Raw genomic sequence first — 25,635 nt, 5'->3', positions numbered from 1 at the left:
CTGGCCCGTTTAAAGCCAGATGGCGACATAAATGATGCCCTTGGTTACTTCAGTTTTGCAGCATACTTCGCAACCGTTGCCTTTGCCCCTTCAGCCAGTAAAGTAAGATAGGCTTCTGTGACCTGGCTTTTGAACAGTTCTACCTGCGGTAATTCGCGACCAAAAATGGCATCAATCGCCAGTAACGCCTGAACGCGCGCTTCCCCCTCGTGACTACTGCGGACCGCAGTCTGGATCACTGGCAACAGCGGATCGCTGATTTCAATCGCCTGACCGTGTTCATCCACACCGCCGACATAGCGCATCCAGGCGGCTACGCCCAGTGCCAGCAGCGCAAAATGGCTGCCATGCGCAATGTGCCAACGAATTGAATCGAGCATACGCTGCGGCAGTTTTTGGCTGCTGTCCATCGCAATCTGCCAGGTACGGTGACGCAGTGCCGGGTTGCTGTAGCGCTCAATGAGCAGATCGGCATAGTGTTGCAGATCCACCCCTTTCACTTTCAGCGTCGGCGCCTGTTCCTGCAACATCAACGCTCGAGCGGCAAGACGATAATTTTCATCCTCCATGCAGTCGTTGATATGCTGATAACCCGCCAGATAACCAAGATAGGCAAGGAAAGAGTGACTGCCGTTGAGCATACGCAGTTTCATCTCTTCAAACGGAATCACATCCGATACCAGCTCCGCCCCGGCCTTTTCCCATGCCGGACGACCGGCGACAAAGTTATCTTCAATTACCCACTGACGGAACGGTTCACAGGCTACGCCTGCCGGGTCGCGTACCCCGGTGATGTGTTCAATTTTGTCCAGCGTATCCGGAGTAACCGCAGGAACAATGCGGTCCACCATTGTAGAGGGGAACGTCACATGCTGTTCGATCCACGTAGCCAGTTCAGCATCTACCGCCCGGGCATACGCGGTGACGACATTGCGCATAACGTGGCCGTTTTCAGGCATGTTGTCGCAGGACATCACGGTAAATGCGGCTAATCCCGCAGCTTTGCGACGCGCCAGGGCTTCAACCACCACGCCTGGCGCAGTTTTTGGTTGTTTTGGATTTTGCAGATCGGCGGCAATCATGGGGTTGTCTAACATCAGTTGACCCGTCGCCGGAGAGTGGCAATATCCTTTCTCGGTGATGGTGAGAGAAACGATCGCCACCTGCGGTTCACACATCGCAGCCAGTACGCTTTCCAGACCATCTACCTGCGCATGCAGCGCGTTTTTCACCACACCAACGACTCTGGCAGTCCACGCATCCGCAGACATCTCCGCAACGGTATACAAATTATCTTGCTGTTTCAGATCGGCAATCTGCTGCTCACCGCCAATCAGATTCACTTCGCAATAGCCCCAGTCACTGCCGTGTTCTGCAGCCAGGATGTCAGCATAAACACCCTGATGTGCGCGATGAAACGCGCCAAATCCCAGATGAACAATACGCGGGATCAGAGTAGTACGATCGTAGTCAGGAAGCGCAGCCTTTGCCGCTAACAGCTTGTTTTGCATGGTATGACCTACTTATCAATGAAATCAGGACTGTCTCAGAGTAACGCCTGCAGGGTTGTATGTTTTGATTTGCATTAAGCTTTTTATGATTGGTATGACATCATTTAAAGCTGTGTAATAGCATGAACGGAGCATGACCGCCCCGTCCATGCTACAGCCAGGTCTTAGCTTACCTGGGTCGCTGAGCAACGAACTTTATCCGTCTGACTCACTTCAGCGGCATCCTCAAGCACGCTCAGATCGCGGTCTTTGACCTCCGGCATCAACAACGCGGACACCAGACCGATCAGTGAGTAGGCAATAACCATCGCCAGAATTGGCCACCAGGAATTGGTCATGTTGCAGAAAATGCCGGCCAGAACCGGCCCAAAACCAACGGCTACCAATCCGCCCGCCTCTTTTGAAATCGCCATTCGCGTAAACCGATTGCGAGCACCAAATATTTCAGCCATGGTGATATTTTCGAGAGCAAATAATCCCAACACAGCAAAGTTATGAATAACAATCAATGCTGACATGATAACGCCAGGGCTATACGTTTTATCCACTACAATAGACAACATCGGGTAAGCCAAAATAATGGCTGAGATATTGAGGATAATATATGGCAATCGACGGCCAAATTTATCAGACAACCAACCGAGCAGCGGTATGGTAATAAATCCCAGTACCGAGCTAATCATTAATGCATCAGTGGGAATTGATTTATCAAACAACAAAGTCTGCACTAAATAACCGGCGAGGAATGTCTGGATTAATCCTGAGTTTCCCGCCTGTCCAAAACGTAAACCGGTGGCCAGCCAGAAGGATTTACTGGTAAACATCGCGCCCAGCGTATTTTCCGACGAATTGTTTAATGCAGGCGCATTTTCCTCATTATTCACTTTCTCAAATACCGGACTTTCTTTGAGATTCATACGTAACCAGATGGCAAAGATCATCACCACAACACTGGCCAGGAACGGAATGCGCCATCCCCAGGCTAATAATTCTTCACGGTCAAGAGCAAAGAACATCACCGCCCAGATGGCCGTTGCGCTAAGGGTCCCACAGTTGGTACCCATGGCGACAAGTGAGGAAATAATCCCACGTTTTCCTTTCGGCGCATACTCGGCAAGCATAGTACCCGCCCCGGAGATCTCAGCCCCCGCGCCAAGTCCTTGCACAATACGCAGCGTCACCAGCAGTATGGGCGCAAAGATACCGATTTGCGCATACGTTGGCAGCACGCCGATTAATGTTGTACAAATCCCCATCATTGTAATCGTGATAAACAACACCTTTTTACGCCCGATGCTGTCCCCCATCTTGCCAAATATAAATGCCCCGACGATACGAGCAATATATCCTGCGCCGTAGGTTCCCATCGCTAAAATGAGAGCCATCGCCGCAGATTGTTCCGGGAAAAATATCTCATGGAATACCAGTGCGGCACCCAAAGAATATAACTGAAAATCCATAAATTCGAGCGCAGTACCTAACCATCCGGATACGGCGGCTCTGACCAGATCTGTGGTGGATCTTTCGTGTTTTTCTTGATTCATATTGGCTATCTCTTAGAGGTAAGATGCGTACCACTTACTCGCAGTTATTTATATTATTCAGTGAATGTGAGTAAAACTTTGCAGCAGTGCTGCTGATCTTTCTCAAACAATTCAATTGCGTCTGTAACGTGGTGATAGTCAAAAGTATGGGTAATAAGTTGATTAGGGCTAATAAGTCCGTTAACCAACCAATCAATAACAACCGGGAATTTATTGGCATTTAATCTTGAGGAATAAATTGAAAGTTCTTTCCCGGTAATACCCTGCTGAACAATCTGACAAGGTTCGCTAGAGAAGCCCATCAGAACAATTCGCGCGGCTGGCGATGCCAGCGTAATAGCCTCCTGTAAAATGGATGGATGACAGGCCGCATCTACGATGATCGTCGGCTTAAGCTCTTTTTCCGCCAGGAAATCGTGCAAAGATTGCTGACCGTTATTTATTACCCAGTCAGCACCGCACCGTTTCGCCATGCTCAGGCGTTCTTCGATTCTGTCGGCAATCACCACCGTTTTTACCTTATAGACACGTTTAAGCGCCTGTACGGTGGTCAGCCCCATAGGCCCTGCGCCATAAATCAGCGCAATATCATTTTCTGTGGGTTTAATTTGCCCGGTTACGTTCGCGGCGATGGTAAAAGGCTCGACCATGACGGCATGTTCATCTGGTACGGTATCGGGGATCGGCCAGGCATTTTTTGCCGGCACTACGGCGTACTCGCTAAAACCACCATCGCGATGAACACCCAGCACCACCAGCGATGTGCAAACGTTGGGTTTACCTATCGAACAGGGATAGCAATGCCCGCAACTGATAACGGGATCAACGGACACTCGCTCACCTATTCGCGAACGATCGACACCTTCACCTACCTCATCGATCACGCCAAAAAATTCGTGGCCGATAACGCGAGGATATTGCGCAAATGGATTATGCCCGCGGTAAATATGGCTATCGGAACCACAAATTCCCGCCAGTTTTACCTTCACCCTGACCTCTCCCGCTGCTGGCTCTGGAACGGGCCGTTCGGCAATGACCAGCGTATTTGGTTTTTCAATCACAACACTTTTCATAGCAAATCACTCCTTACCAGTTCCACAACGTACCATCTTCCAGGCGAGCGACAGGCAGATATGCCGGGTCATACGGATATTTCGCGGCCAGTTTTTCGTCAAACTCGATACCAAGGCCTGGCTTATCGCCCGGGTGCATGTAGCCGTTATCAAAAGTCCAGTTATGCGGGAACACTTCCAGCATTTGCTCGGAATACCCCATATATTCCTGAACGCCGAAGTTCGGCACCCACAGATCAAAATGCAGTGCTGCGGCCATGCATACGGGTGACAGATCGGAAGGTCCATGTGACCCCGTGCGTACCTGATACAACGAGGCAAAATCGGCAATACGGCGCATACCGGTAATACCGCCCGCATGGGTAATGGTGGTGCGGATATAGTCGATCAACTGTTCTTCGATCAGTTGTTTGCAATCCCAGATGCTATTGAAGACTTCCCCTACTGCAATCGGCGTGACCGTATGCTGGCGGATCAGGCGGAAACACTCCTGGTTTTCGGCTGGTGTGGGATCTTCCATCCAGAACAGACGATATTGTTCAATGCTTTTGCCAAACCGGGCAGCTTCAATCGGCGTCAGGCGATGGTGCATGTCATGTAGCAGATGTTCGTTAAAACCAAATTTATCGCGAACGGCGGCAAACAGTTTCGGCGTGAAATCGAGGTATTTCTCTGTAGACCACAGCTGCTCTTCCGGCCACTGCCCTTTGGTCGCGGGTTCGTAGGCCAAACCTTTGCCTTTAGACATACCGTAAGTGGTTTTCATGCCCGGTACGCCGCACTGTACGCGAATCGCTTTAAAGCCCATCTCTTTATGTCGCGCGTAATCCTCCAGCACATCATCTACGGTATGCCCTGTGGTGTGGCAGTAAACCATGACCCCTTCACGCGATGCGCCGCCAAGCAACTGATACAACGGCATGTTCGCCGCTTTCGCTTTGATATCCCACAATGCCATATCCACTGCGGAAATCGCCGACATGGTGACCGGCCCCCGACGCCAGTACGCGCCTTTATAGAAAAACTGCCAGATGTCTTCGATTCGATGCGCGTCGCGTCCGATAAGTTGCGGACAGACATGATCTTTCAGATAGGACGCCACGGATAACTCGCGGCCATTTAAGGTGGCATCTCCCAGCCCGGTGATCCCGTCTTCTGTCGTTATTTTTAACGTAACAAAATTACGCCCCGGGCAGGTGACAAAAACTTCAGCCCCGACAATCTTCATTTTTTATTCCTTACATCTGTTCTTGTGATGCAGGAAATTTACTCAACTGAGCTACTACCATACAAGTATAAAGATCGAAAAAGCCCTCGTTGATCACAAAAAAGGCGCTATGCGCGCCCCCATCCAGCCACAATAATCAGCATCCCGCACAAGGCCACCAGCGCACCAGACCAGTCATACAGGCTGAGTTTTACGCCATCGACAAAGCGCAGCCATAGCAGCGCAGTGACAACATAAACGCCGCCATAGGCCGCGTAAACTCGCCCACTCGCGGCCGGATGCAGCGTCAACAGCCAGACGAATAAGGCCAGAGACACTCCGGCGGGTACCAACAACCACGCCGTCGCGCCTCGTTTAAGCCACAGCCAGGGTAAAAAACAGCCGATGATTTCGCATAAAGCAGTGACGAAAAAGAGAAAGGTAGTCTTCAGCATTGACGTTATTCAGTTATCTTCGGTTTAACCATGATACGACAGAATATCGCCAACGTATCCATATCCGCTCAGTGGGTATGCCCTGAAGCAGGAATAGTGTAGAATTTAACCCTGTTTTATCGTTTTTCCCTTTCTCATAAAAGGAATTCGCCATGAATATTACACTGACCAAACGTCTGTGTCTGACGGCTATGCTGACGCTTGCGGCGGCTGTGTACACCTCTTCAGCATTTGCTGAAACCAGTAAACTGGTCATTGAATCCGGGGACAGTGCGCAAAGCCGTCAACAGGCCGCCATGGAAAAGGAACAATGGAACGATACACGCCAGTTACGTCAGAAAGTGAACAAGCGTACTGAGAAAGAGTGGGACAAAGCCGACGCGGCCTTTGATAGCCGTGATAAGTGCGAACAGAGCACCAATATTAACGCCTACTGGGAACCTAACACCCTGCGCTGCCTCGACCGTCGTACTGGCCGTACCGTTGCACCATAATGACTATGCACCTTAAAGGATATTGCAAGGATACAATATGACTAGCGTCCTCAGTGTTAAGCTGCGCCCGCTGGAGCGTGAAGATTTACGTTTTGTCCACCAGCTTGATAACAACGCCAGCGTTATGCGTTACTGGTTCGAAGAGCCTTACGAAGCGTTTGTTGAGCTGTCAGACCTGTACGACAAGCATATTCACGACCAAAGCGAACGTCGCTTCGTGGTGGAATGCGAAGGTGAAAAAGCCGGGCTGGTGGAGCTGGTAGAGATTAACCACGTCCACCGCCGGGCTGAATTCCAGATTATTATTTCGCCTGAATATCAGGGTAAAGGTCTGGCTTCGCGGGCGGCAAAGCTGGCGATGGATTATGGTTTTACCGTCCTCAACTTATATAAGCTGTATCTGATCGTCGATAAAGAGAACGAAAAAGCCATCCACATCTACCGTAAACTCGGCTTTATGGTGGAAGGTGAATTGATTCATGAATTCTTTATCAACGGCCAGTACCGCAACACCATCCGTATGTGTATTTTCCAGCAGCAGTATTTGGCGGAACACAAAACGTCAGGTCCTAACCTGCTACAACCTACCGCTCAGTAAAGGCGACTAGTAGTAATCGATGGTGTTTTCAATCGAATAATGATGTTCAACTGCTGGCTTCACGCTTTCGTCGACGATAACCAGCTGGCAGTTGACCGGGTTGGCGTAGTTATCGTACTTACACGTTTGCCTGACATTACCCAATGGATGATTGTTCAGCATACTCACCGCCGTGTAATCCAGCTTCTTCAGCGGATCAACCGACGGTTTGGCATCAACCTGTAAAGTATTGTCTTTACTGACAGTAGTTTTACCCAGCGGGTAGCCTTCCGCGTCATAGCGGTACTGGACTTTCATCTCTTTTCCTGTGGCGGAAACGACAAAGCCGTTATCGTCGGTATCCCACACCACACCGGCAGCAGGCAGTTCCGCTAGCTGGCATTTACCCTGCAAGCGAATCTTTTTTTCCAGCGTTTCGGCATCGCGATAGTAGTTGGCATCCAGAACCAGCGCCATGCCGGTATTGTTTTCGATATCGTGCAGTTCAAGCGTATCGAAACACCCTTCCTGCGAGAGCGTACCGACAACGCGCTTGGAAACTTCACCTTTATCATTTAGAAGCGTCTGACTGAAATCTTTCACTGGTCCACGCAGCGGATCGAAATCAAATTCATTGGAAAAACTGGCCATTTCCGGCGTAAAAGAAACCAGCCCTTTGGCGTTATCACACCCGACCAGTACGGCGCACAGGAAAACTAACAGGGTCTGTTTCTTCACATTTTTCACCTGGATAAGAAGATAATTCTCAATCATATTAGCAAATACAGTTATTTACACCAGAAATGCTACTCTTAGTTCATGTCGATCATAAAAGGAGCTGATGATGAAATACATAACAGGAATTGCCGCAATCTTACTGGCAGCTGCTTCCCCGCAAGTTCTGGCGGCGCCAGCGTCCTGCGAACGCGTTAAGAGCGATATTGAGCAGCGCATCATAAATAATGGCGTAGCGGAATCCAGCTTTACGCTGAGTATCGTCCCCAACGATCAGGCCGATCAACCTGATTCCCTGGTAGTGGGACATTGTGCAAACGATACGCATAAGATTCTCTATACCCGGACCAACAGTGGCAATGCCCCCGCCAATAGCACCCCTGCCCAGGACGGGCATGCTGCCGAGCCGCAATAAAATAAATAGTGCCCTCCGCTCGCGGAGGGTCGCTCCCCTTTGATATGCATTAAGGTGACATGCCTATAAGTGGGTAAACTCACTCCATTATTAGCATGCTATTAATTTCGTTATAGAAATTAATATATAGCGATAACTATAATGGAGGGAGTTATGTCTGAAACTGAGCAATATGGAGGCATCAGCCGCAGGACGTTAGTGAAATCCTCGGCTATTGGTTCGCTGGCGCTTGCCGCAGGCGGACTCTCATTACCTTTCGGAATGCGCTCCGCAGCGGCTGCGGTACAACAAGCATTACAACCAGCAGAAGAAAAAGTCGTTTGGGGGGCTTGCTCCGTGAACTGCGGAAGCCGTTGTGCCCTGCAACTTCATGTCAAAGACGATGAGGTCGTATGGGTAGAATCCGATACGACCGGGGATGATATTTATAGTCAGCACCAGGTTCGCGCCTGTTTGCGTGGTCGTTCTATCCGTCGCCGAATTAATCATCCGGATCGCCTCAACTATCCAATGAAACGCGTGGGTAAGCGCGGTGAAGGTAAATTTGAGCGCATAACCTGGCAGGAAGCCCTGGATACTATCAGCGCCAGTTTAAAAAATACCGTACAGAAATACGGTAATGAAGCCGTGTATATCAACTACACCTCTGGCATTGTCGGCGGCAACATTACACGCTCCTCCCCTTATGCCTCACTGGTCGCTCGCCTGATGAACTGCTATGGCGGATTCCTGAGCCATTACGGTACCTATAGCACCGCGCAAATCGCGGCGGCAATGCCTTATACCTATGGCTCAAACGAAGGCAACAGTACCTCAGACATCGAAAACACGAAACTGGTGGTGATGTTCGGCAATAACCCTGCCGAAACGCGCATGAGCGGCGGCGGCATAACTTACTTTCTGGAGCAAGCCCGGGAGCGCTCAAACGCCCGGATGATCGTCATTGACCCCCGCTATACCGATACTGCAGCGGGTCGAGAGGATGAGTGGATCCCTATTCGTCCGGGCACCGACGCTGCACTCGTAGCGGGAATCGCCTGGGTCATGATTAACGAAGATCTTGTCGATCAGGCGTTTCTCGACAAATACTGCGTCGGTTATGACGAGAAAACCCTGCCCGCCGATGCTCCCGTTAACGGGCATTACAAAGCTTATATTCTTGGCAACGGTGATGACGGTATCGCCAAAACGCCACAATGGGCCTCGCACATCACCGGGATCCCAGTCGAGCGCATAATCAAACTGGCAAGGGAAATCGGCAGCACTAAACCGGCGTATATTTGCCAGGGTTGGGGTCCTCAACGTCAGGCTAACGGTGAACTAACCTCACGCGCGATCGCCATGTTGCCTATTCTGACCGGCAACGTCGGCATCAACGGCGGCAATAGCGGCGCACGAGAATCAACCTACACCATCACGATTGAGCGCATGCCACTGCCTGAAAATCCCATCAAGACTCAGATATCCTGCTTTAGCTGGACCGACGCCATCGTCCGGGGCCCGGAAATGACCGCTACCCGCGATGGCGTTCGTGGGAAAGATAAGCTCGACGTGCCGATAAAATTTATCTGGAACTATGCGGGCAACACCATCACCAACCAGCACTCAGATATCAATAAAACGCATGAGATCCTTCAGGACGAGACGAAATGCGAAATGATAGTGGTCATCGAAAACTTCATGACATCTTCGGCCAAATATGCCGATATTCTGCTGCCTGATTTAATGACCGTCGAACAGGAGGATATTATTCCCAACGACTACGCGGGCAACATGGGGTACCTCATTTTTATTCAACCCGCGACGTCGCCTAAGTTCGAACGTAAACCGATCTACTGGATAATGAGCGAAGTAGCGAAACGTCTTGGCGACGATATCTACCAACGTTTTACTGAAGGCCGTACCCAGGAACAGTGGCTCCAGTATCTGTATGCAAAAATGCTGGCTAAAGACCCCGCGCTCCCTTCTTATGACGAGCTGAAGAAAATGGGGATCTATAAACGCAAAGATCCCAACGGACACTTTGTCGCCTACAAAAAATTCCGCGACGATCCGCAGGCCAACCCGCTCAAAACCCCCTCTGGCAAGATTGAAATCTACTCCAGCCGACTGGCGAAAATTGCCAACTCCTGGGAGTTGCAAAAGGATGAGGTGATAAGCCCACTTCCCATTTACGCCTCAACGTTTGAAGGATGGGACGATCCAAAACGCAGTTCATTCCCGCTGCAGTTGTTTGGTTTCCACTACAAATCCCGCACCCACTCCAGCTACGGGAATATTGATGTTCTCCAGGCATCCTGCCGCCAGGAAATATGGATCAACCCCGTCGATGCCCAAAAGCGGGGAATCAGAAACGGCGATGTGGTGCGGGTCTTTAACGATCGTGGTGAAGTGCGTATCCCGGCCAAAGTGACGCCGCGGATCCTGCCCGGCGTAAGCGCAATGGGTCAGGGCGCATGGCACGATGCCGATATGGCTGGCGATAAAATTGACCATGGTGCCTGCGTCAATACGCTGACAACCCAGCGCCCTTCACCGCTGGCAAAAGGCAACCCACAGCACACTAACCTGGTCGAGATCGAGAAGGTTTAAGGACTAGCCCATGACAACTCAGTATGGATTTTTTATTGATTCCAGTCGTTGCACCGGGTGCAAAACCTGCGAACTGGCCTGCAAAGACTACAAAGATCTCACGCCTGAGGTGAGCTTTCGACGGATTTATGAATACGCGGGCGGTGACTGGCAGGAGGATAACGGCGTCTGGCATCAGAATGTCTTCGCCTATTACCTCTCCATTTCTTGCAATCACTGCGAAGATCCAGCCTGTACCAAGGTTTGCCCAAGTGGCGCCATGCATAAACGTGAAGATGGTTTTGTCGTGGTGGATGAAGACGTATGCATAGGCTGCCGCTACTGCCACATGGCCTGCCCATACGGCGCGCCGCAGTACAATGCAGCTAAAGGTCATATGACCAAGTGCGATGGCTGTCATGATCGCGTCGCCGACGGCAAAAAGCCTGTCTGCGTCGAGTCCTGTCCGCTACGCGCGCTGGACTTTGGTCCGCTTGATGAGCTGCGCAAAAAACATGGTGAGCTGGCGGCGGTTGCCCCGTTACCGGGCGCGCATTTTACCAGGCCGAGTATTGTGATTAAACCCAATGCCAATAGCCGCCCGACCGGGGATACCACGGGTTTTCTGGCTAATCCGAAGGAGGTGTAAAATGGGAAATGGATGGCATGAATGGCCGCTGGTCCTGTTTACGGTGCTGGGTCAATGTGTGGCCGGGGCGCTGATCGTGAGTGGGTATGGCTGGTTAACCACCAAAGACGATGTGGCAAAACAACGTATCGTGCGCAGTATGTTTTTTCTGTGGCTGGTAATGGGCATCGCCTTTCTCGCCTCAATAATGCATTTAGGTTCACCGCTACGCGCGTTTAACTCGCTGAACAGAATCGGCGCATCGGCGCTCAGTAACGAAATCGCCAGCGGTTCGCTGTTTTTCGCTGTTGGTGGCCTGTGGTGGCTGGTGGCGTTTCTCGGTAAAATGCCGGCTTTGTTAGGTAAAATCTGGCTGCTGCTCAGCATGTTGCTTGGTCTAGTTTTTGTTCTGGCGATGACTAACGTCTACCAGATAGACACCGTTCCGACCTGGTATAATGGCTATACTACGCTGGCGTTTTTCATGACGATGTTGCTGAGTGGCCCGCTGTTTGCCGCCCTGCTGCTACGCGCTGCAAGCGTGTCGTTTAACGCCGCCAGATTCGCCGGAATCAGCATACTTGCCCTACTGGTGAGTGTGGCCATTATCGTTTTGCAGGGCGTATCGCTCAGCGAAATTCACAGTTCGGTACAACACGCCAGCGCTCTGGTTCCCGACTACGCAAGCTTACAGGTCTGGCGCATCGTGATGCTGGCTGCGGGGCTGGGTTGCTGGATATGCCCGCTAATTCGTCGCAAAGAACCGGCTGTCGGCGGATTGGCGCTGGGTTTAATTTTCGTGCTTGCCGGTGAAATTATTGGCCGCGGTTTGTTTTATGGCTTACATATGACAGTCGGAATGGCTGTTGCAGGTTAATACTCGGGTGCGGGGCAACCCGCACTTTTCAGGATTGTTTGCATGACCCATTTTTCACAACGTGACAACTTCTCTACCGCGGCGCGCGTATTGGGTGCGCTGTTCTACTATGCGCCAGACAGTACAGAAGCTTCTGCGCTGGTCAGTGCGCTAAAAACCGATGGCTGGCAGGCGCAGTGGCCGCTTGAACCCACGGCCCTTTCTGCGCTGGCTGAACAACTGCAGACCGAGGCCGATGAGCCGCTCCCGCAAGCCTGGCAGCGACTGTTTGTCGGCCCTTACGCGCTACCTTCGCCGCCCTGGGGTTCCGTCTGGCTGGATCGTGAAAATGTCTTGTTTGGCAATTCCACGCTGGCATTACGTCAGTGGATGCGTGACAACGGGATCCAGTTTGCCGTGCAGCAAAATGAACCGGAAGATCACTTTGGCGCGCTGCTGTTACTGACGGCCTGGCTTGCTGAAAACGGACGCCACACCGAGTGCGAACAGCTGTTAGCCTGGCATCTGCTACCGTGGTCAACGCGTTTCCTTGACGTGTTTATCGAACATGCGAACCACCCGTTCTACCGGGCTCTGGCAGAACTGGCGCGCCTGACGCTGGCAAAGTGGCGATCGCAATTATTAATTCCAGTAGCCGATAAGCCTTTGTTTCGTTAATGTCGCCACAGGCAGGATGTATCCTGCCTGCATAATACCGTTGCGCACGCTGAGCTTTTGCTTCTGTTGCCAAATAGCCGCAAAATAAAGCCTCTGAATTTCCCTGTCTGGCCACTCATGCACCATTTACATGCTTATCCTGACCTGCGCGCTATGTTTCGCCGCCTGCTGATCGCCGCGCTGATTGGTATCCTTGCCGCGTTGGCCGTCGCAGGCTTTCGCCATGCCATGTTCCTTCTTGAATGGTTGTTCCTGAGCAACGACACGGGCAGTCTGGTCAATGCGGCGACAAATCTTTCTCCGTTAAGACGCATGCTGACGCCCGCGCTGGGCGGCCTGGCAGCTGGCTTACTGCTCTGGGGTTGGCAAAAATTCAACCGTTTACGACCACAGGCTCCCACAGATTACATGGAAGCCCTGCAAACGGACGGTCAATTCGACGTCAGCGCCAGCCTGGTAAAGTCACTGGCATCGTTACTGGTTGTCGCCAGCGGCAGTGCTATCGGGCGTGAAGGTGCCATGATTTTGCTGGCGGCGCTGGCCGCGTCCAGCTTTGCTCAACGTTTCACACCGCGCGCCGAATGGAAATTATGGATCGCCTGTGGAGCGGCAGCAGGTATGGCCGGCGCGTATCATGCCCCGCTGGCGGGCAGTTTATTTATTGCTGAAGTCCTGTTTGGCACGATGATCCTCGCCTCGCTGGGACCGGTGGTGGTATCCGCCGTCGTCGCCTTGCTGACCACCAATGTACTGAGCGACAGCAATGCGTTGCTCTATGCCGTGCACTTCACACGGGAACTGCATGTGATGGAATACGCTATGATTCTCAGCACAGGTCTGGTTGCCGGCGTCTGCGGTCCGTTGTTTATGTGGTTGATGACCGCCAGCCATAACGGTTTTTTGCGCTTAAAACTCTCGCCACCGTGGCAACTGGCGCTTGGCGGGCTGATCGTTGGCCTGTTGTCGCTGCTCACTCCTGCCGTTTGGGGAAATGGCTACAGCGTGGTGCAGTCATATCTGCTCTCGCCACCGCTATTGACCGTGGTTAGCGGGATCTTTATCTGCAAATTACTGGCGGTGCTTGCCAGCAGTGGCTCCGGTGCGCCGGGCGGGGTGTTTACGCCAACGCTGTTTGTCGGTCTGTCTGTCGGCATGCTGCTGGGACGGACGTGGGGATTATGGCTTCCGGGTCCGGATGAAATTGCCATTCTGCTGGGATTAACGGGGATGGCCACGCTACTGGCAGCAACCACGCATGCGCCAATTATGTCTACATTGATGGTTTGTGAAATGACCGGGGAGTATCGCTTGCTCCCCGGATTACTGATCGCTTGCGTGGTGGCGTCAGTGCTGTCGAGAACGTTACGCCAGGACTCTATCTACCGACAGCACGCTGCCAAGCATTGACAGACGGATATACTGTGACAGCTCTCGCTGCTCTGCGCGAGGCAGATACGGCAGTTCGCCGATTAGCGGCGCAGGTAATTTTTTGCTCAGCACGTCAATGATTTCCGCATAATGCGCCAGCCCTGGGTTGATTCGGTTTGCGACCCAGCCAAGCAGCGGCAATCCGTCGCTGGCGATCGCCTGTGCGGTAAGAATGGCATGATTAATACAACCTTCCTGGATACCCACCACCATCAGCACCGGCATTTGTTCCTGTACCACCCATTCAGATAGTGGACGCAGATCGTTCATCAGACTCCGCCAGCCGCCGGTACCTTCCACGACAACGTGATCGACTTTTTCGCTCAGGCTTGCGAGACCGTTGGATAGCAAGGTGTAATTGACCGGACCACTATGCGCTACGCTGCTTTCATCCTCGCTCAGCGCAATCGGGTTGACCGCCTCATACGGCAGTTCGATAGATGAAACACTTTGCAGCACCAGCGCATCTTTGTTGCGCAAACCTTCAGGTGTCTCCTTACTTCCTTTGGCTACCGGTTTGTAGCCCGCGACACTTTTACCCCCTGACGCCAACGCTTGTAGTAATGCGCGGGAAACCACGGTCTTCCCAACAGAAGTGTCTGTACCTGTAATAAAGAAACGCTTCAGCATCACTAACTCCACCGTTATGCTTTGAAAATATAAGTCAGGAAAATAAAACAGTGGAGAAAGTCTAAGGTATGACGACCGGAATCAGCTTGAGATAGCGCAATTTTTCGTACAACAGTTAAAAAATGTTAACCCTGTAATAGACGTATCAACAAAGAACCGTTATACATCGCGTCCTTAACGAGCGCGGCCCCCGCCATGGTTCCCTGGTTGGTAAACTGCGTACTTTCGACCACAATATGCTGACTATACGCCGGGAGCGCCTGCTGACGAATGCTGTCAGCAATGGTGGGAAACAGTATATCCGCTGCTTTGCTGAGCGGAGAACCAATCAATATCTTTTGCGGGTTGAACAAATTCACCATGATGGCAAGGATGCGTCCGACGTGGGTCCCGACGCCGCTAATGATATCTTTTGCCAATAAATCACCCTGCATCGCCGCCAGACACAGTGCGTCTACCGTTAACGGTTGTCCATGCAGTGAAGAGCTCATTGACTGCTTCAGCCGCACCTGCGCCAGTTCCAGCACGCTGTCGACGCTGGCGATAGTTTCCAGACAGCCATGATTACCGCAATAGCAGCGTTTACCGTAAGGATCCACCTGCGTATGACCAATTTCCACCAGGCTACTGCTCCCGGCATGCAGTAAATGACCGTCGGTTATCACCCCTGCACCGACGTTATGGTCAATAACGACCTGAATGACATCGCGTGCGCCACGTGACGCGCCAAAAAGCGCCTCCGCCATGGTCCAGGCGCTGATATCATGCTGAATATAGACCGGCACGCCGGTATGGTTTTCGAGCGCTTCGCCCAACGGCATCTCTTTGACATCATCGTAAAACGGCATGCGATGTACGATGCCGTTTTCGGTATCGATTATGCCAGGTAGCGTGATGGCGATGGAGGTCAAGCGTTCCAGCTTTTGCTGGTGGCGGATGAAAAACTGATCGACCTGGGTAATGATACGCGCCAGCAGAGGTGTTTCACTGACCAGCGCCATTTCCAGGCAATCCTCAACCACCAGCTTGCTGCTCAGATCGCGCAGCGCCAGAAAAATCTCGCCGCGACTGATGCGAATGGATAGATAATGCCAGGCTTCGGTTTCGACAACCAGCCCCACGGCCGGACGCCCACGACTCCCTGCTTCCTTGATTTCCAGCTCTTGTACCAGGTGGGCTTCAAGCATTTCGCGGACAATTTTGGTAATACTGGCAGGCGCCAATTGTGCCAGGCGAGAGAGATCAATACGCGATACCGGTCCCAGCTGATCAATCAGGCGATAGACCGCGCCCGCATTGGTCTGCTTAATTTGATCGATATGCCCAGGCTGACTATCAGCAACCACCACTTACTCCCTTTATTTTCGCGCTCCGAAATAATCTGCGGGCTATGGTGAAGCACTTCAATGGCTTCCGTCAACTTTTTACTTAGCCTTGTGATTTACTGCACATTTTCACCCATATTTAAACTAAATTAATCGCCTGGACCGCCGCCAGCAGTTGTTCACGAAAACGTTGCGCGGCATGACTTTGCTCATGATGCTTAGGCCAGACTAACCACATTTCGGAGACGGCATCTTCTTCCGCTATCGGGATCCAGCACATTTCATACAGTTGCACCCGTTTAAAGGAAGCGGGCAGGATCGAAACGCCCAACCCCGCGGCCACTAACCCAATGATGGTCATCGCCTCGCCTACCTCCTGAGTAATCGTCGGTTTGAGGTCATAGCGACGCATCAGGCCCAAAATGTCGTCATACAACCCCGTTCCCACATGCGGGTCAAAAAAGACAAATGGCTCATTAGCCAGTTCAGTCAGCGTCACTACGGGCTTTTGCGCCAACGGATGCGCTCGTGGGATCATCGCCATCAGCGGTTCATGCAGAATAACCTCTCGCGCCAGCGTTTCCGGGAGTTGCGTGTTGCGCATAAGCCCCAGATCCAGAGTACCTTCGTTAAGTGGGGCAATTTGCTCGCGCGTATTCATTTCGCGGGTTTGCATATGCACCACAGGATAGCGCTGGCGAAACAGGGAGAGCGTATCTGACACCGCTTTGATAAACGGCGCTGATGACGTAAAGCCGATACGCAATTCCCCTGCTTCTCCGAGATGCAAACGCTCTGCCCGGGCGGCGGCTTCATTAACCAGGCTAAGGATCTGTCGGCTGTCCGCCAGAAACTGTTTTCCGGCGGCAGTGAGGGCCACGCTACGGTTAGTTCGCGCCAATAACCGGGCGCCAATCTGTTGTTCCAGGATTTGGATCTGCTGGCTTAACGGTGGTTGCGAAATATTCAGCCGCGCTGCCGCCCGACCAAAATGCAACTCTTCCGCAACCGCCACGAAGTAGCGTAAATGACGAAGTTCGATATTCATATTTTTAAAATATTATTTGAGATTATTAATATATTAGACAGAATATTGGGATTTTCATACTCTTAAGGCTGGTCCTGTAGTAGCAAAATATTAAGCAAGGATTCCAAGTGAGTCGTACAACAACGGTCGATACCGCGCCGGCAAGCGATATTGACGAGAGCGTTACCCTGCCGGATGGTTTTATCAAACGCGGCACATCCCCTTTTATGCGCGTTACGCTGGCGCTGTTTTCTGCCGGGCTGGCGACATTTGCCCTGCTCTATTGCGTGCAGCCCATACTGCCGGTGCTCTCGCACGAGTTTGGGGTTTCCCCTGCCAGCAGCAGTATTTCGCTTTCCATCTCTACGGCAATGCTGGCCATCGGTTTACTGTTTACTGGCCCACTTTCCGATGCGATAGGTCGTAAGCCGGTAATGGTTACGGCACTGCTACTCGCCTCCTGCTGTACACTGCTTTCAACAATGATGACCAGCTGGCACGGGATTTTAATCATGCGCGCGCTGATCGGTCTGTCGCTGAGCGGCGTGGCGGCGGTGGGGATGACCTATCTGAGTGAGGAAATTCATCCCAGCTTTGTGGCTTTCTCAATGGGCTTGTATATCAGTGGGAACTCAATTGGCGGTATGAGTGGTCGCTTGATCAGCGGCGTATTCACCGACTTTTTCAACTGGCGTATCGCGCTGGCGGCGATCGGCTGTTTTGCCCTCGCCTCCGCGCTGATGTTCTGGAAAATTTTGCCAGAGTCCCGTCATTTCAGGCCCACGTCGCTGCGACCTAAATCATTGTTCATCAATTTCCGTTTACACTGGCGCGACAGAGGGTTACCGCTACTGTTTGCGGAAGGTTTTTTGCTGATGGGGTCGTTTGTCACACTGTTTAATTACATCGGCTATCGACTGATGCTCTCTCCGTGGGAACTCAGTCAGGCAGTTGTCGGCCTGTTATCCGTGGCATATCTGACCGGGACCTGGAGTTCGCCGAAAGCAGGCTCCATGACTACCCGCTATGGTCGCGGCCCGGTGATGATCGTTTCAACCGGCGTGATGCTTTTTGGGCTATTGATGACCCTGTTTACCTCACTATGGCTGATCTTCTCCGGGATGCTGCTCTTTTCTGCCGGGTTCTTTGCCGCGCACTCTGTGGCAAGCAGTTGGATTGGGCCACGGGCAAAACGCGCTAAAGGCCAGGCTTCTTCCCTGTATCTGTTCAGCTATTACCTGGGCTCCAGTATTGCCGGTACGCTGGGCGGTGTGTTCTGGCATAGCTACGGCTGGAACGGCGTGGGCGGATTTATCGCCCTGATGCTGGTGCTGGCGTTGCTGGTCGGTGCGCGTTTGCACCATCGTCTGCACGTTTAATCAAGGATGCCCGGCTTCGGGCATCATTACTTATGAAGACGCTGCCATTTGCAGGACAATAACCGTCCCGTTCATCACGATATGCAGCGTCATCGGCATCAGCAGTCCGTTGCTTTTCAGTCTGGCAAGGATTAAAACCTGCGACACAAGAAACAGCATCAGCAGCGTGCGCAGATCCACATACTGGGTATGCATCACGGCAAAAATGATCGATACCACGACTGACGACAGCCAGGTTTTATTATTGAACCAATACTGGAATGCGTTGAATAAACAGCCCCTGAAAACAATTTCTTCATAAACTGGCGCAAAAAATATCAGGGTCAGAGTGGATAACCACAGCGCGTAGTTGTTTAAAGATATCTGGCTGGTTACCCACGCTTCGGTTTGTCTGAGACCTATCAACCACGGCAAGATAAGCTGAATAAAAAGCAGGGCCGCAAATAAAATGCCAAACCAGCGGGCATTGAAGATCCCTTTGCCCAGCCCCTCTCTTTTTCTGAAGAAGAAATAATACAGCGGAACCAATACGATAAATTCCAGCATAAACAACAGCGGGAAGAGTAATCCTTTGGCGAGCAGCTCCTGGCTTGCGGGAAAAAACAACGGGGTAAACGTGAGGCCAAACATCAGCAAAAACATAGAAAAACAGCCAGCAACGGCTTTGGTCCGGGCGATATATTGGTTGTCGACATCCTGTGACATACAATCTCCTTGCACTTGTCGAGTATAAGATGATGAATTATCGATATATGATAAAAATTCTCATTATCACTGACAACCTACCAACATTTACCCTATGTATGGCGAATCCGTCAGCGGCAGCCAAAAGCGGAAGCACGCGCCTGCCGTTGAATTAACCAGATTGATATCGCCGCCATGCAGTTCAAGCATTCTTCGCACAATCAGCAATCCCAGACCGCCGCGCTGCTCACGGGGAGTTAACGCGGTTGGGCGCTGAAATAACACTTCGCGTACCCCCATTTCCACGCCTGGACCGCTGTCCTGCACCTCTGCGACCAGTCGGTCTTCATCACGCCAGATTTTTAGCCATACATCCCCTCCGTCAGGCGTATGCCGGATAGCATTATCCAGCAAATTCGTCACCACCCTTTCCATCATCGATAAATCGGCATTTACCAGCGGTAACGGCCCCATCACATTAAGGTGTAACTGCAAATGGCGTGTGGCAACAGGGAGATCAAACTTCTGCGCCACATCCTGGATCAACTCGCCAATAGCAAAACGTTCGCGCTGAGGTTTTATGCCGCCGTGCTCCAGCCTCGCCAGCTCAAACAGTTGTTGTGACAGATGGCGAACCTTATGCCCCTGGCGCAACGCGATACTAAGATAATGCCTGTTTTCCTCTGGCGTTATCGTGTCGGCTTTCAGCGACAACATTTCCAGATAGCCCAGCAGCGAGGTGAGCGGCGTGCGCAAATCGTGAGATATATTGGCGATAAACTCTCTGCGCTGGCGATCGCTGTCAGCTAACAAATCCCACTGCTGCGCAATTTGCTGTGCCAGCTCTATAAACGCATTGTTCAACAACGCAATTTCATTCCCCGGTGACGGATCGGGCTTTTTCTGCGCCAACTGCTTAATGACGCTAATACTGTCCTGCTCCATTTTGACCACCTGCGCGGTCAACCTTTTTACCGGATGCGTCACCCATCGCCACACCAGCAAGCCCGCAATTCCGCCGGCTAATAAAACCAGAATTAACGTTCCTGCCACCGTGTTCCAGAGCGTTTTCTGCCAGGCGGTATTTGCCAGCATATGCAGATTTTCGCCCTGGAGAATAATGTACAGATAACCATGCAGTTGGCCGTTAAGCATCACTGGCGCCGCACTAAAGACCTTCTGCTGATTGCTGCGCGGATCATCGCCATACACTGGCAAAGCATCCGAATTTAGAAAATCCTGAATCGGCTGCACGGTAATTTTCTGGCGCTGAATATGCCCGGGCGGTGCGGCATCGGCGAGTATGTCACCTGCTGGTGAAACCAGATACAGTTCGACGCTTGGATTGAGCGTCATCAGGTGATTAAACAGTCCTTTTAACGTCTGTCGATTGATCTGCCCGCGGGTATCAATCAGTGACTCACTTTTGACAATCTTGCTCGCCAGTTCCAGCGACAGCCTTTGCACCATGGCGTCGCCATATTTTTGACTATTACGTAGCTGGACAACGCTGACGGCTACCGCGCAAATCAACATAATCGCGGTAAATACCAGGGTCAGCCGCTGGCTTAAAGACAGTCGATAAATCATGACTGATGCTCCGCGTTATTCGCCGCAAGCTTATAACCTCGTCCCCAAACGGTGAGAATAATTTCCGGCTCAGCAGCATCTTTTTCAATCTTGGTCCGCAGACGATTAATATGACTGTTCACCGTATGCTCATACCCTTCGTGCTGGTAGCCCCACACATGATCTAACAGCGCCTGACGCGAAAAAACCTCGCCGGGATGACGAGCGAAAAAATAGAGCAGATCGAACTCACGGGGCGTCAAATCGATTAATTTGCCATGCTGGCGGACTTCTCGGGCTAAGGGATCAATCTCCACGCCATGGACGCTAATGATCCCCGCCTCCAAACGTAGATTCTGACTCATCGCCTCCTGACGGCGAAACAGCGCCTTCACGCGGGCCATCAGTTCCAGTACGGAGAAAGGTTTGGCTAAATAATCATCAGCTCCCATCTCCAGCCCCAGAACGCGGTGAGTTTCACTGGTGCGGGCGCTAATAATGATGACGGGTAAATAGAAACTCATTTGACGAATGCGACGACATATTTCCAGACCATCGACACCCGGCAGCATCAAATCGAGGATAACCGCATCCCAGACATGTTTTTCCAGTTGTTCAAGCGCGCGCGTTCCATCCGCCTCATGGATAATTTCATATCCCTCATCCTTCAGGCTAAGCTGCAAAAGTGAGGCAATATCGCTGTCATCTTCCACCAAAAATATCTTTTTTGCGCCGGCCATCAGTGTCATCCCCTCTCGTTGTACTGAAAGCTTACCTCAGGCAAGGGGCGGAAGTTATCACAAAATTTTTAACTTTTCGTGAGGATCCTGGGATACGCCTGGATCCAGGATGTCGTTACAGAAAGTCACGCATCAACAGGAAAACGTCGCTTTGTTTTCCTTAACATGAAAATAAAAAGGAACAGTTATGCAGAAAAAACGTCCACTTCGGGAAGCTGATGTTACCGCCGAATCAGTTTTTTTTATGCAAAGACGACAGGTCCTCAAAGCGCTTGGAATAGGCGCTGCAGCCGCTTCTCTCGCCTCCCCGACGCAGGCGAATCTACTGAATTGGTTTAAGGGTAACGATCGAGCGCCTGCACCGGCGGGGAAACCGCTCGAGTTCATAAAACCGGATGCCTGGCAAAGCACACTACCCCTGACGCCGGAAGACAAGGTAACGGGCTATAACAATTTCTATGAATTTGGTCTGGATAAGGCCGATCCTGCCGCCAATGCCGGTAGCCTGAAAACCGATCCCTGGACATTAACCATCAGCGGTGAGGTGAACAAACCCTTAACGTTGGATCATGATGCGCTGACCACACGTTTTTCGTTAGAAGAACGTATTTACCGGATGCGTTGCGTTGAAGCGTGGTCGATGGTTGTGCCGTGGATTGGCTTTCCCTTACATAAATTATTAGCGCAGGTTGAACCCACCAGCGAAGCCAAATACGTTGCCTTTGAAACACGCTACGCCCCCGATGAAATGCCCGGTCAGAAAGATCGCTTCATTGGTGGTGGGTTGAAATACCCCTATGTTGAAGGTTTGCGTTTGGATGAGGCCATGCACCCTCTTACCCTTCTGACCGTGGGCGTGTATGGCAAAGCATTGCCGCCGCAAAACGGGGCGCCGATACGCCTGACGGTCCCCTGGAAATATGGCTTCAAGGGTATTAAATCGATCGTCAGTATCAAGCTGACACGTGAGCGCCCGCCGACGACCTGGAATATGTCAGCGCCAAACGAATACGGTTTTTATGCCAATGTTAATCCACATGTCGATCATCCCCGGTGGTCTCAGGCGACGGAACGTTTTATCGGTTCCGGCGGGATTCTCGATGTACAACGCCAGCCGACGTTACTTTTTAACGGTTACGCCAATGAGGTGGCTTCTTTATATCGGGGTATGGATCTACGGGAGAACTTTTAAGTGAGATTAACGGCAAAGCAGATAACCGGCCTGAAAGTGCTACTGCATCTCGCCGGTTTTTTACCCCTGCTATGGCTCTTCTGGGCAGTGCAACAGGGTGCGCTGGGCGCCGATCCCGGGAAAGACATTCAGCATTTTACCGGCATTACGGCGCTAAAATTCTTGCTTGCCACCCTGCTGGTATCGCCGCTCGCACGCTATACAAAGCAGCCTTTGCTGTTTCGTACCCGACGCTTGTTAGGATTATGGTGTTTTGCCTGGGCCACACTGCATCTGACCAGCTATGCGCTATTGGAGCTGGGTATACAAAATTTAGGATTGTTGGGGCGAGAGCTGGTTTCACGGCCATGGCTCACGCTGGGCATGACGGGTTGGGTTATCTTACTCCTGCTGACGCTGACCTCCACGCAGGCCGCACAGCGTAAAATGGGCAAACGCTGGCAAACGTTGCACAACTACGTCTACCTGACTGCCATTTTACTCCCGGTTCATTACCTATGGTCGGTCAAAGTGTTATCACCGTCCCCTATTATCTACGCCTTCTGTTTTATTGTGCTGCTGGTATTTCGCTATAAAAAGTGGTTACGCAAAAGCGGATACAAAGGTGTGTTTATGAAAAGTGAATGATTCACGGTAAACTTCTTAACCACACCTAAACAGAACGAGAACAAAAAATGAGTAACAATGATAATTACCATCAACTCACCCGCACGTTCCAGCGGCTCTCTCGCTTCTCTCACCTCTCGGCCATCGCCAGTTGGGACATGTTTACCATGATGCCGCCGGGCGGCAGCAAAGCCCGCGGCGAAGCGTTGGCAGAACTGAGCGTACTTGAGCATCAGTTGTTAACCGACGCGAAAGTAGCCAAGTGGATCGCCGCCGCAAAACAGGAAGACCTTAACGATGTTGAGCAAGCGAATTTGCGCGAAATGTCGCGACTGCATCACCAGGCATCCCTGCTGCCTGAATCACTGGTAGAAGCAAAGTCGCTGGCGGGCAGCCGCTGTGAGCATGCCTGGCGCAGCCAGCGACCCGCGAATGACTGGGAGGGTTTTTCCGAGAACCTGAAAGAGGTCGTGAAATACAGCCGCGAAGAAGCCCGACTGCGCGCAGACGCTAAAGGTTGCTCACCTTATGATGCGCTACTGGACATCTTTGAACCAGAGATGACCAGCGCCCAACTGGATGTCCTGTTTGCAGATGTGAAAAGCTGGCTGCCCGATCTCCTTAGCAAGGCAGTGGCAAAACAGTCTCAACAAACGCTTATCGCCCCAATTGGCCCCTTCCCGACCGCTGTACAGCGAGAGCTGGGGCTGGAAACGATGGCGCAGTTAGGATTCGACTTTACCGCTGGACGACTGGATATCAGCGCGCATCCCTTCTGTGGCGGCGTGCCGGAAGATGTTCGCATTACGACCCGCTATGACGAAAATGAACTCCTCAGCGCGTTGTTTGGCGTGATTCATGAAACGGGTCACGCCCGCTATGAGCAAAATCTGCCGCGTAACTGGTCAGGACAACCTATCGCTCTGGCACGCTCAACAGCCATTCATGAGTCGCAAAGTCTGTTCTTTGAGATGCAATTGGGACGCAGCAAAGCATTCCTGACGCGACTCATTCCGGCTGTGACGCGTCATTTTGGCAACCAGGCAGCGTTTGAAGAGAGCAATTTCATTGCCTGGAACCAGCAGGTAAAACCCGGTTTTATCCGCGTTGACGCCGACGAGGTGAGCTACCCTGCTCACGTGATCCTGCGTTATGAAATCGAGCGAGCGTTAATTAACGGTGACATTGAAGTGGATGACATTCCGGCCTTGTGGAATGAGAAGATGCAGGCCTGGCTTGGACTGTCAACGGTGGGGGATTATCGCAATGGCTGTATGCAGGATATTCACTGGACCGACGGCGGCTTTGGCTACTTCCCGTCTTACACTTTAGGCGCTATGTATGCGGCGCAATTGTTCAGCGCAGCTCACCGCGCATTGCCCGATCTGAACCAGTCCATTGCGCAGGGAGAGTTTAGCGCCCTCTTTGACTGGCTACGCCAAAATATCTGGCAGCATGGCAGTCGTTTTACCACTGAACAACTCATTACCCAGGCCACCGGAGAGCCGCTCAGCAGCCGCTATTTCCGCGCTCACCTGGAAGCCCGTTATTTGTAATCTCATGCCGTGAGTCATTGTACATATCGTTACACGCCGATACCAATGACTCACGGAAGCCCAGTGATTACAGCGATATAGTTATTTCAACGGCCCCGCAGTGGGGTTGAATGAAAAACCAAATCGAGGGTATGAGAATGAAAAAAGTATTAGCTCTGGTTGTTGCCGCTGCTATGGGTCTGTCTTCTGCTGCATTTGCTGCTGAAACAACTGCTACCACCGCGCCAACTGCTGCAACAACAAAAGCGGCCCCGGCGAAAACCACCCATCATAAAAAACAGCACAAAGCTGCACCGCAGAAAGCACAGGCTGCCAAAAAACACGCCAAAAAAACCACCACTAAACCGGCGGTAGAACAGAAAGCGCCAGAACAGAAAGCTCAGGCCGCTAAAAAACACACCAAAAAAGCAGCTACCAAGCCTGCCGCAGAACAGAAAGCACCAGAGCAAAAAGCTCAGGCCGCTAAAAAACACACCAAAAAACCTGTGAAACACGACTCCGCTAAACCAGCCGCTCAGCCAGCCGCATAACACACCTGTAGTTACTATGGCGTCCCCCACGCCGTAGCATACGGCGCTAAATCATTCAGATTTAGCGCCGCCTTTCGGAGGGTAAAATGGTGTCACATTACCGCTTTGAGTTCATTCTTACGGCCCTGATTATTTGTGCCCTCATCGCCATGCATTTTTATCTTTCCTGAGTGTAGTTATCTGATTTTACTCCCACTTTCCCGCCGTCCCGTCTATAGTATTAAC

At 51.7% G+C, this 25,635-nt stretch carries 25 protein-coding genes; 13 read left to right on the top strand and 12 right to left on the bottom strand.

Annotated features, from left to right (window positions below):
- Positions 1-44: 44 nt before the first annotated feature.
- From FDX09_RS11995 to FDX09_RS11975, 5 genes are all read right to left on the bottom strand, one after another.
- Positions 45-1,511 (bottom strand): mannitol dehydrogenase family protein, encoded by a 1,467-nt coding sequence (locus tag FDX09_RS11995; RefSeq protein WP_137347260.1) that lies wholly within the window; start codon positions 1,509-1,511, stop codon positions 45-47.
- Between the two features lie 164 nt (positions 1,512-1,675).
- Positions 1,676-3,055: an MFS transporter gene (locus FDX09_RS11990; RefSeq protein ID WP_137347259.1), complete on the bottom strand. Its 1,380-nt coding sequence runs from the start codon at positions 3,053-3,055 to the stop codon at positions 1,676-1,678.
- A 53-nt stretch (positions 3,056-3,108) separates the two neighbouring features.
- Entirely contained in the window at positions 3,109-4,128 is a 1,020-nt protein-coding gene (locus FDX09_RS11985; protein ID WP_137347258.1) for a Zn-dependent oxidoreductase, read from the bottom strand.
- Positions 4,129-4,141: 13 nt separating this feature from the next.
- Positions 4,142-5,356, bottom strand: a complete 1,215-nt coding sequence (gene rspA, locus FDX09_RS11980; RefSeq protein WP_003832907.1) for a starvation-sensing protein RspA — start codon at positions 5,354-5,356, stop codon at positions 4,142-4,144.
- 107 nt (positions 5,357-5,463) lie between these two features.
- The gene (locus tag FDX09_RS11975; protein ID WP_038640517.1) at positions 5,464-5,790 is read right to left on the bottom strand and encodes a YnfA family protein; all 327 of its coding nucleotides are present in this window, start codon (positions 5,788-5,790) and stop codon (positions 5,464-5,466) included.
- A 152-nt stretch (positions 5,791-5,942) separates the two neighbouring features.
- Here FDX09_RS11975 and FDX09_RS11970 point away from each other — a divergent pair, with 152 nt between their 5' ends.
- Together FDX09_RS11970 and speG are read left to right on the top strand one after the other, a co-directional pair.
- Positions 5,943-6,284 carry a DUF1283 family protein gene (locus FDX09_RS11970; RefSeq protein WP_137347257.1) on the top strand — a complete coding sequence of 114 codons (342 nt, stop codon included), beginning with the start codon at positions 5,943-5,945 and terminating at the stop codon, positions 6,282-6,284.
- A gap of 37 nt (positions 6,285-6,321) precedes the next feature.
- On the top strand, positions 6,322-6,882 hold the full coding sequence (gene speG / locus FDX09_RS11965; protein ID WP_137347256.1) for a spermidine N1-acetyltransferase: 561 nt from the start codon (positions 6,322-6,324) through the stop codon (positions 6,880-6,882).
- Between the two features lie 6 nt (positions 6,883-6,888).
- Here speG and FDX09_RS11960 read toward each other — a convergent pair whose 3' ends face one another.
- Positions 6,889-7,599 carry a YnfC family lipoprotein gene (locus FDX09_RS11960; RefSeq protein ID WP_038643159.1) on the bottom strand — a complete coding sequence of 237 codons (711 nt, stop codon included), beginning with the start codon at positions 7,597-7,599 and terminating at the stop codon, positions 6,889-6,891.
- Positions 7,600-7,702: 103 nt separating this feature from the next.
- Between FDX09_RS11960 and FDX09_RS11955 the strand changes: the two genes are divergently transcribed.
- The 6 genes from FDX09_RS11955 (at position 7,703) to clcB (ending at position 14,151) form a co-directional block, all read left to right on the top strand.
- The gene (locus FDX09_RS11955; protein ID WP_087856380.1) at positions 7,703-8,011 is read left to right on the top strand and encodes a DUF1161 domain-containing protein; all 309 of its coding nucleotides are present in this window, start codon (positions 7,703-7,705) and stop codon (positions 8,009-8,011) included.
- A 153-nt stretch (positions 8,012-8,164) separates the two neighbouring features.
- Complete coding sequence (ynfE, locus tag FDX09_RS11950) at positions 8,165-10,603, top strand: selenate/tellurate reductase subunit YnfE (protein ID WP_137347255.1); 2,439 nt, start codon at positions 8,165-8,167, stop codon at positions 10,601-10,603.
- A gap of 10 nt (positions 10,604-10,613) precedes the next feature.
- Entirely contained in the window at positions 10,614-11,231 is a 618-nt protein-coding gene (locus FDX09_RS11945; RefSeq protein WP_038640507.1) for a DMSO/selenate family reductase complex B subunit, read from the top strand.
- A gap of 1 nt (position 11,232) precedes the next feature.
- The gene (locus tag FDX09_RS11940; RefSeq protein ID WP_137347254.1) at positions 11,233-12,087 is read left to right on the top strand and encodes a dimethyl sulfoxide reductase anchor subunit family protein; all 855 of its coding nucleotides are present in this window, start codon (positions 11,233-11,235) and stop codon (positions 12,085-12,087) included.
- 42 nt (positions 12,088-12,129) lie between these two features.
- Complete coding sequence (dmsD, locus tag FDX09_RS11935; RefSeq protein ID WP_137347253.1) at positions 12,130-12,744, top strand: Tat proofreading chaperone DmsD; 615 nt, start codon at positions 12,130-12,132, stop codon at positions 12,742-12,744.
- A 117-nt stretch (positions 12,745-12,861) separates the two neighbouring features.
- Positions 12,862-14,151 carry a voltage-gated ClC-type chloride channel ClcB gene (clcB, locus tag FDX09_RS11930; RefSeq protein WP_137347252.1) on the top strand — a complete coding sequence of 430 codons (1,290 nt, stop codon included), beginning with the start codon at positions 12,862-12,864 and terminating at the stop codon, positions 14,149-14,151.
- Here the strand turns inward: clcB and bioD are convergent.
- From bioD to FDX09_RS11915, 3 genes are all read right to left on the bottom strand, one after another.
- On the bottom strand, positions 14,107-14,802 hold the full coding sequence (gene bioD / locus FDX09_RS11925; protein ID WP_121529033.1) for a dethiobiotin synthase: 696 nt from the start codon (positions 14,800-14,802) through the stop codon (positions 14,107-14,109). The two genes, clcB and bioD, sit on opposite strands and share 45 nt — an antisense overlap.
- A 125-nt stretch (positions 14,803-14,927) precedes the next feature.
- Positions 14,928-16,148: a sugar metabolism global transcriptional regulator Mlc gene (gene mlc / locus FDX09_RS11920; RefSeq protein ID WP_085049336.1), complete on the bottom strand. Its 1,221-nt coding sequence runs from the start codon at positions 16,146-16,148 to the stop codon at positions 14,928-14,930.
- A gap of 118 nt (positions 16,149-16,266) precedes the next feature.
- On the bottom strand, positions 16,267-17,175 hold the full coding sequence (locus tag FDX09_RS11915) for a LysR family transcriptional regulator (RefSeq protein WP_038640495.1): 909 nt from the start codon (positions 17,173-17,175) through the stop codon (positions 16,267-16,269).
- A 107-nt stretch (positions 17,176-17,282) separates the two neighbouring features.
- On the opposite strand from FDX09_RS11915, the gene FDX09_RS11910 reads away from it, so the two are divergent.
- Positions 17,283-18,533: an MFS transporter gene (locus FDX09_RS11910; protein ID WP_137347251.1), complete on the top strand. Its 1,251-nt coding sequence runs from the start codon at positions 17,283-17,285 to the stop codon at positions 18,531-18,533.
- Between the two features lie 30 nt (positions 18,534-18,563).
- Here the strand turns inward: FDX09_RS11910 and FDX09_RS11905 are convergent, their stop codons facing one another.
- From FDX09_RS11905 to FDX09_RS11895, 3 genes are all read right to left on the bottom strand, one after another.
- Complete coding sequence (locus FDX09_RS11905) at positions 18,564-19,238, bottom strand: CPBP family intramembrane glutamic endopeptidase (RefSeq protein ID WP_042308544.1); 675 nt, start codon at positions 19,236-19,238, stop codon at positions 18,564-18,566.
- Between the two features lie 87 nt (positions 19,239-19,325).
- On the bottom strand, positions 19,326-20,807 hold the full coding sequence (locus FDX09_RS11900) for a HAMP domain-containing sensor histidine kinase (RefSeq protein WP_137347250.1): 1,482 nt from the start codon (positions 20,805-20,807) through the stop codon (positions 19,326-19,328).
- The gene (locus FDX09_RS11895) at positions 20,804-21,526 is read right to left on the bottom strand and encodes a response regulator transcription factor (protein WP_137347317.1); all 723 of its coding nucleotides are present in this window, start codon (positions 21,524-21,526) and stop codon (positions 20,804-20,806) included. Before FDX09_RS11895 ends, FDX09_RS11900 begins: the two co-directional genes overlap by 4 nt.
- Positions 21,527-21,713: 187 nt before the next feature.
- Here FDX09_RS11895 and msrP point away from each other — a divergent pair, with 187 nt between their 5' ends.
- The 4 genes from msrP (at position 21,714) to asr (ending at position 25,410) form a co-directional block, all read left to right on the top strand.
- The gene (gene msrP / locus FDX09_RS11890; protein ID WP_137347249.1) at positions 21,714-22,718 is read left to right on the top strand and encodes a protein-methionine-sulfoxide reductase catalytic subunit MsrP; all 1,005 of its coding nucleotides are present in this window, start codon (positions 21,714-21,716) and stop codon (positions 22,716-22,718) included.
- A complete protein-coding gene (msrQ, locus tag FDX09_RS11885) occupies positions 22,719-23,345 on the top strand; it encodes a protein-methionine-sulfoxide reductase heme-binding subunit MsrQ (protein ID WP_137347248.1) in 627 nt (208 codons plus the stop codon). It abuts the gene before it with no gap.
- A gap of 47 nt (positions 23,346-23,392) precedes the next feature.
- Complete coding sequence (locus FDX09_RS11880) at positions 23,393-24,880, top strand: carboxypeptidase M32 (RefSeq protein WP_087856373.1); 1,488 nt, start codon at positions 23,393-23,395, stop codon at positions 24,878-24,880.
- A 137-nt stretch (positions 24,881-25,017) separates the two neighbouring features.
- Positions 25,018-25,410, top strand: a complete 393-nt coding sequence (gene asr / locus FDX09_RS11875) for an acid resistance repetitive basic protein Asr (RefSeq protein ID WP_085049341.1) — start codon at positions 25,018-25,020, stop codon at positions 25,408-25,410.
- Positions 25,411-25,635 lie beyond the last annotated feature (225 nt).

This window comes from Citrobacter sp. wls717 (assembly GCF_005280955.1).
In the GTDB taxonomy this organism is placed as follows: Bacteria; Pseudomonadota; Gammaproteobacteria; order Enterobacterales; family Enterobacteriaceae; genus Citrobacter; species Citrobacter werkmanii.
Note: the sequence above shows the minus strand (reverse complement) of the source record. Positions and strands in the feature narration are given on the sequence as shown.

Bases quoted from the DNA above. Each gene is read 5' to 3' on its own strand.
- FDX09_RS11970 (WP_137347257.1), top strand. From the start codon at position 5,943: ATGAATATTACACTGACCAAACGTCTGTGTCTGACGGCTATGCTGACG.
- FDX09_RS11955 (WP_087856380.1), top strand. From the start codon at position 7,703: ATGATGAAATACATAACAGGAATTGCCGCAATCTTACTGGCAGCTGCT.
- asr (WP_085049341.1), top strand. From the start codon at position 25,018: ATGAAAAAAGTATTAGCTCTGGTTGTTGCCGCTGCTATGGGTCTGTCT.
- FDX09_RS11990 (WP_137347259.1), bottom strand. From the start codon at position 3,055: ATGAATCAAGAAAAACACGAAAGATCCACCACAGATCTGGTCAGAGCC.
- bioD (WP_121529033.1), bottom strand. From the start codon at position 14,802: ATGCTGAAGCGTTTCTTTATTACAGGTACAGACACTTCTGTTGGGAAG.
- FDX09_RS11975 (WP_038640517.1), bottom strand. From the start codon at position 5,790: ATGCTGAAGACTACCTTTCTCTTTTTCGTCACTGCTTTATGCGAAATC.
- FDX09_RS11995 (WP_137347260.1), bottom strand. From the start codon at position 1,511: ATGCAAAACAAGCTGTTAGCGGCAAAGGCTGCGCTTCCTGACTACGAT.
- clcB (WP_137347252.1), top strand. From the start codon at position 12,862: ATGCACCATTTACATGCTTATCCTGACCTGCGCGCTATGTTTCGCCGC.
- FDX09_RS11905 (WP_042308544.1), bottom strand. From the start codon at position 19,238: ATGTCACAGGATGTCGACAACCAATATATCGCCCGGACCAAAGCCGTT.
- FDX09_RS11985 (WP_137347258.1), bottom strand. From the start codon at position 4,128: ATGAAAAGTGTTGTGATTGAAAAACCAAATACGCTGGTCATTGCCGAA.
- FDX09_RS11880 (WP_087856373.1), top strand. From the start codon at position 23,393: ATGAGTAACAATGATAATTACCATCAACTCACCCGCACGTTCCAGCGG.
- FDX09_RS11900 (WP_137347250.1), bottom strand. From the start codon at position 20,807: ATGATTTATCGACTGTCTTTAAGCCAGCGGCTGACCCTGGTATTTACC.
- rspA (WP_003832907.1), bottom strand. From the start codon at position 5,356: ATGAAGATTGTCGGGGCTGAAGTTTTTGTCACCTGCCCGGGGCGTAAT.
- FDX09_RS11915 (WP_038640495.1), bottom strand. From the start codon at position 17,175: ATGAATATCGAACTTCGTCATTTACGCTACTTCGTGGCGGTTGCGGAA.
- ynfE (WP_137347255.1), top strand. From the start codon at position 8,165: ATGTCTGAAACTGAGCAATATGGAGGCATCAGCCGCAGGACGTTAGTG.
- dmsD (WP_137347253.1), top strand. From the start codon at position 12,130: ATGACCCATTTTTCACAACGTGACAACTTCTCTACCGCGGCGCGCGTA.
- msrP (WP_137347249.1), top strand. From the start codon at position 21,714: ATGCAGAAAAAACGTCCACTTCGGGAAGCTGATGTTACCGCCGAATCA.
- FDX09_RS11895 (WP_137347317.1), bottom strand. From the start codon at position 21,526: ATGGCCGGCGCAAAAAAGATATTTTTGGTGGAAGATGACAGCGATATT.
- speG (WP_137347256.1), top strand. From the start codon at position 6,322: ATGACTAGCGTCCTCAGTGTTAAGCTGCGCCCGCTGGAGCGTGAAGAT.
- FDX09_RS11940 (WP_137347254.1), top strand. From the start codon at position 11,233: ATGGGAAATGGATGGCATGAATGGCCGCTGGTCCTGTTTACGGTGCTG.
- FDX09_RS11945 (WP_038640507.1), top strand. From the start codon at position 10,614: ATGACAACTCAGTATGGATTTTTTATTGATTCCAGTCGTTGCACCGGG.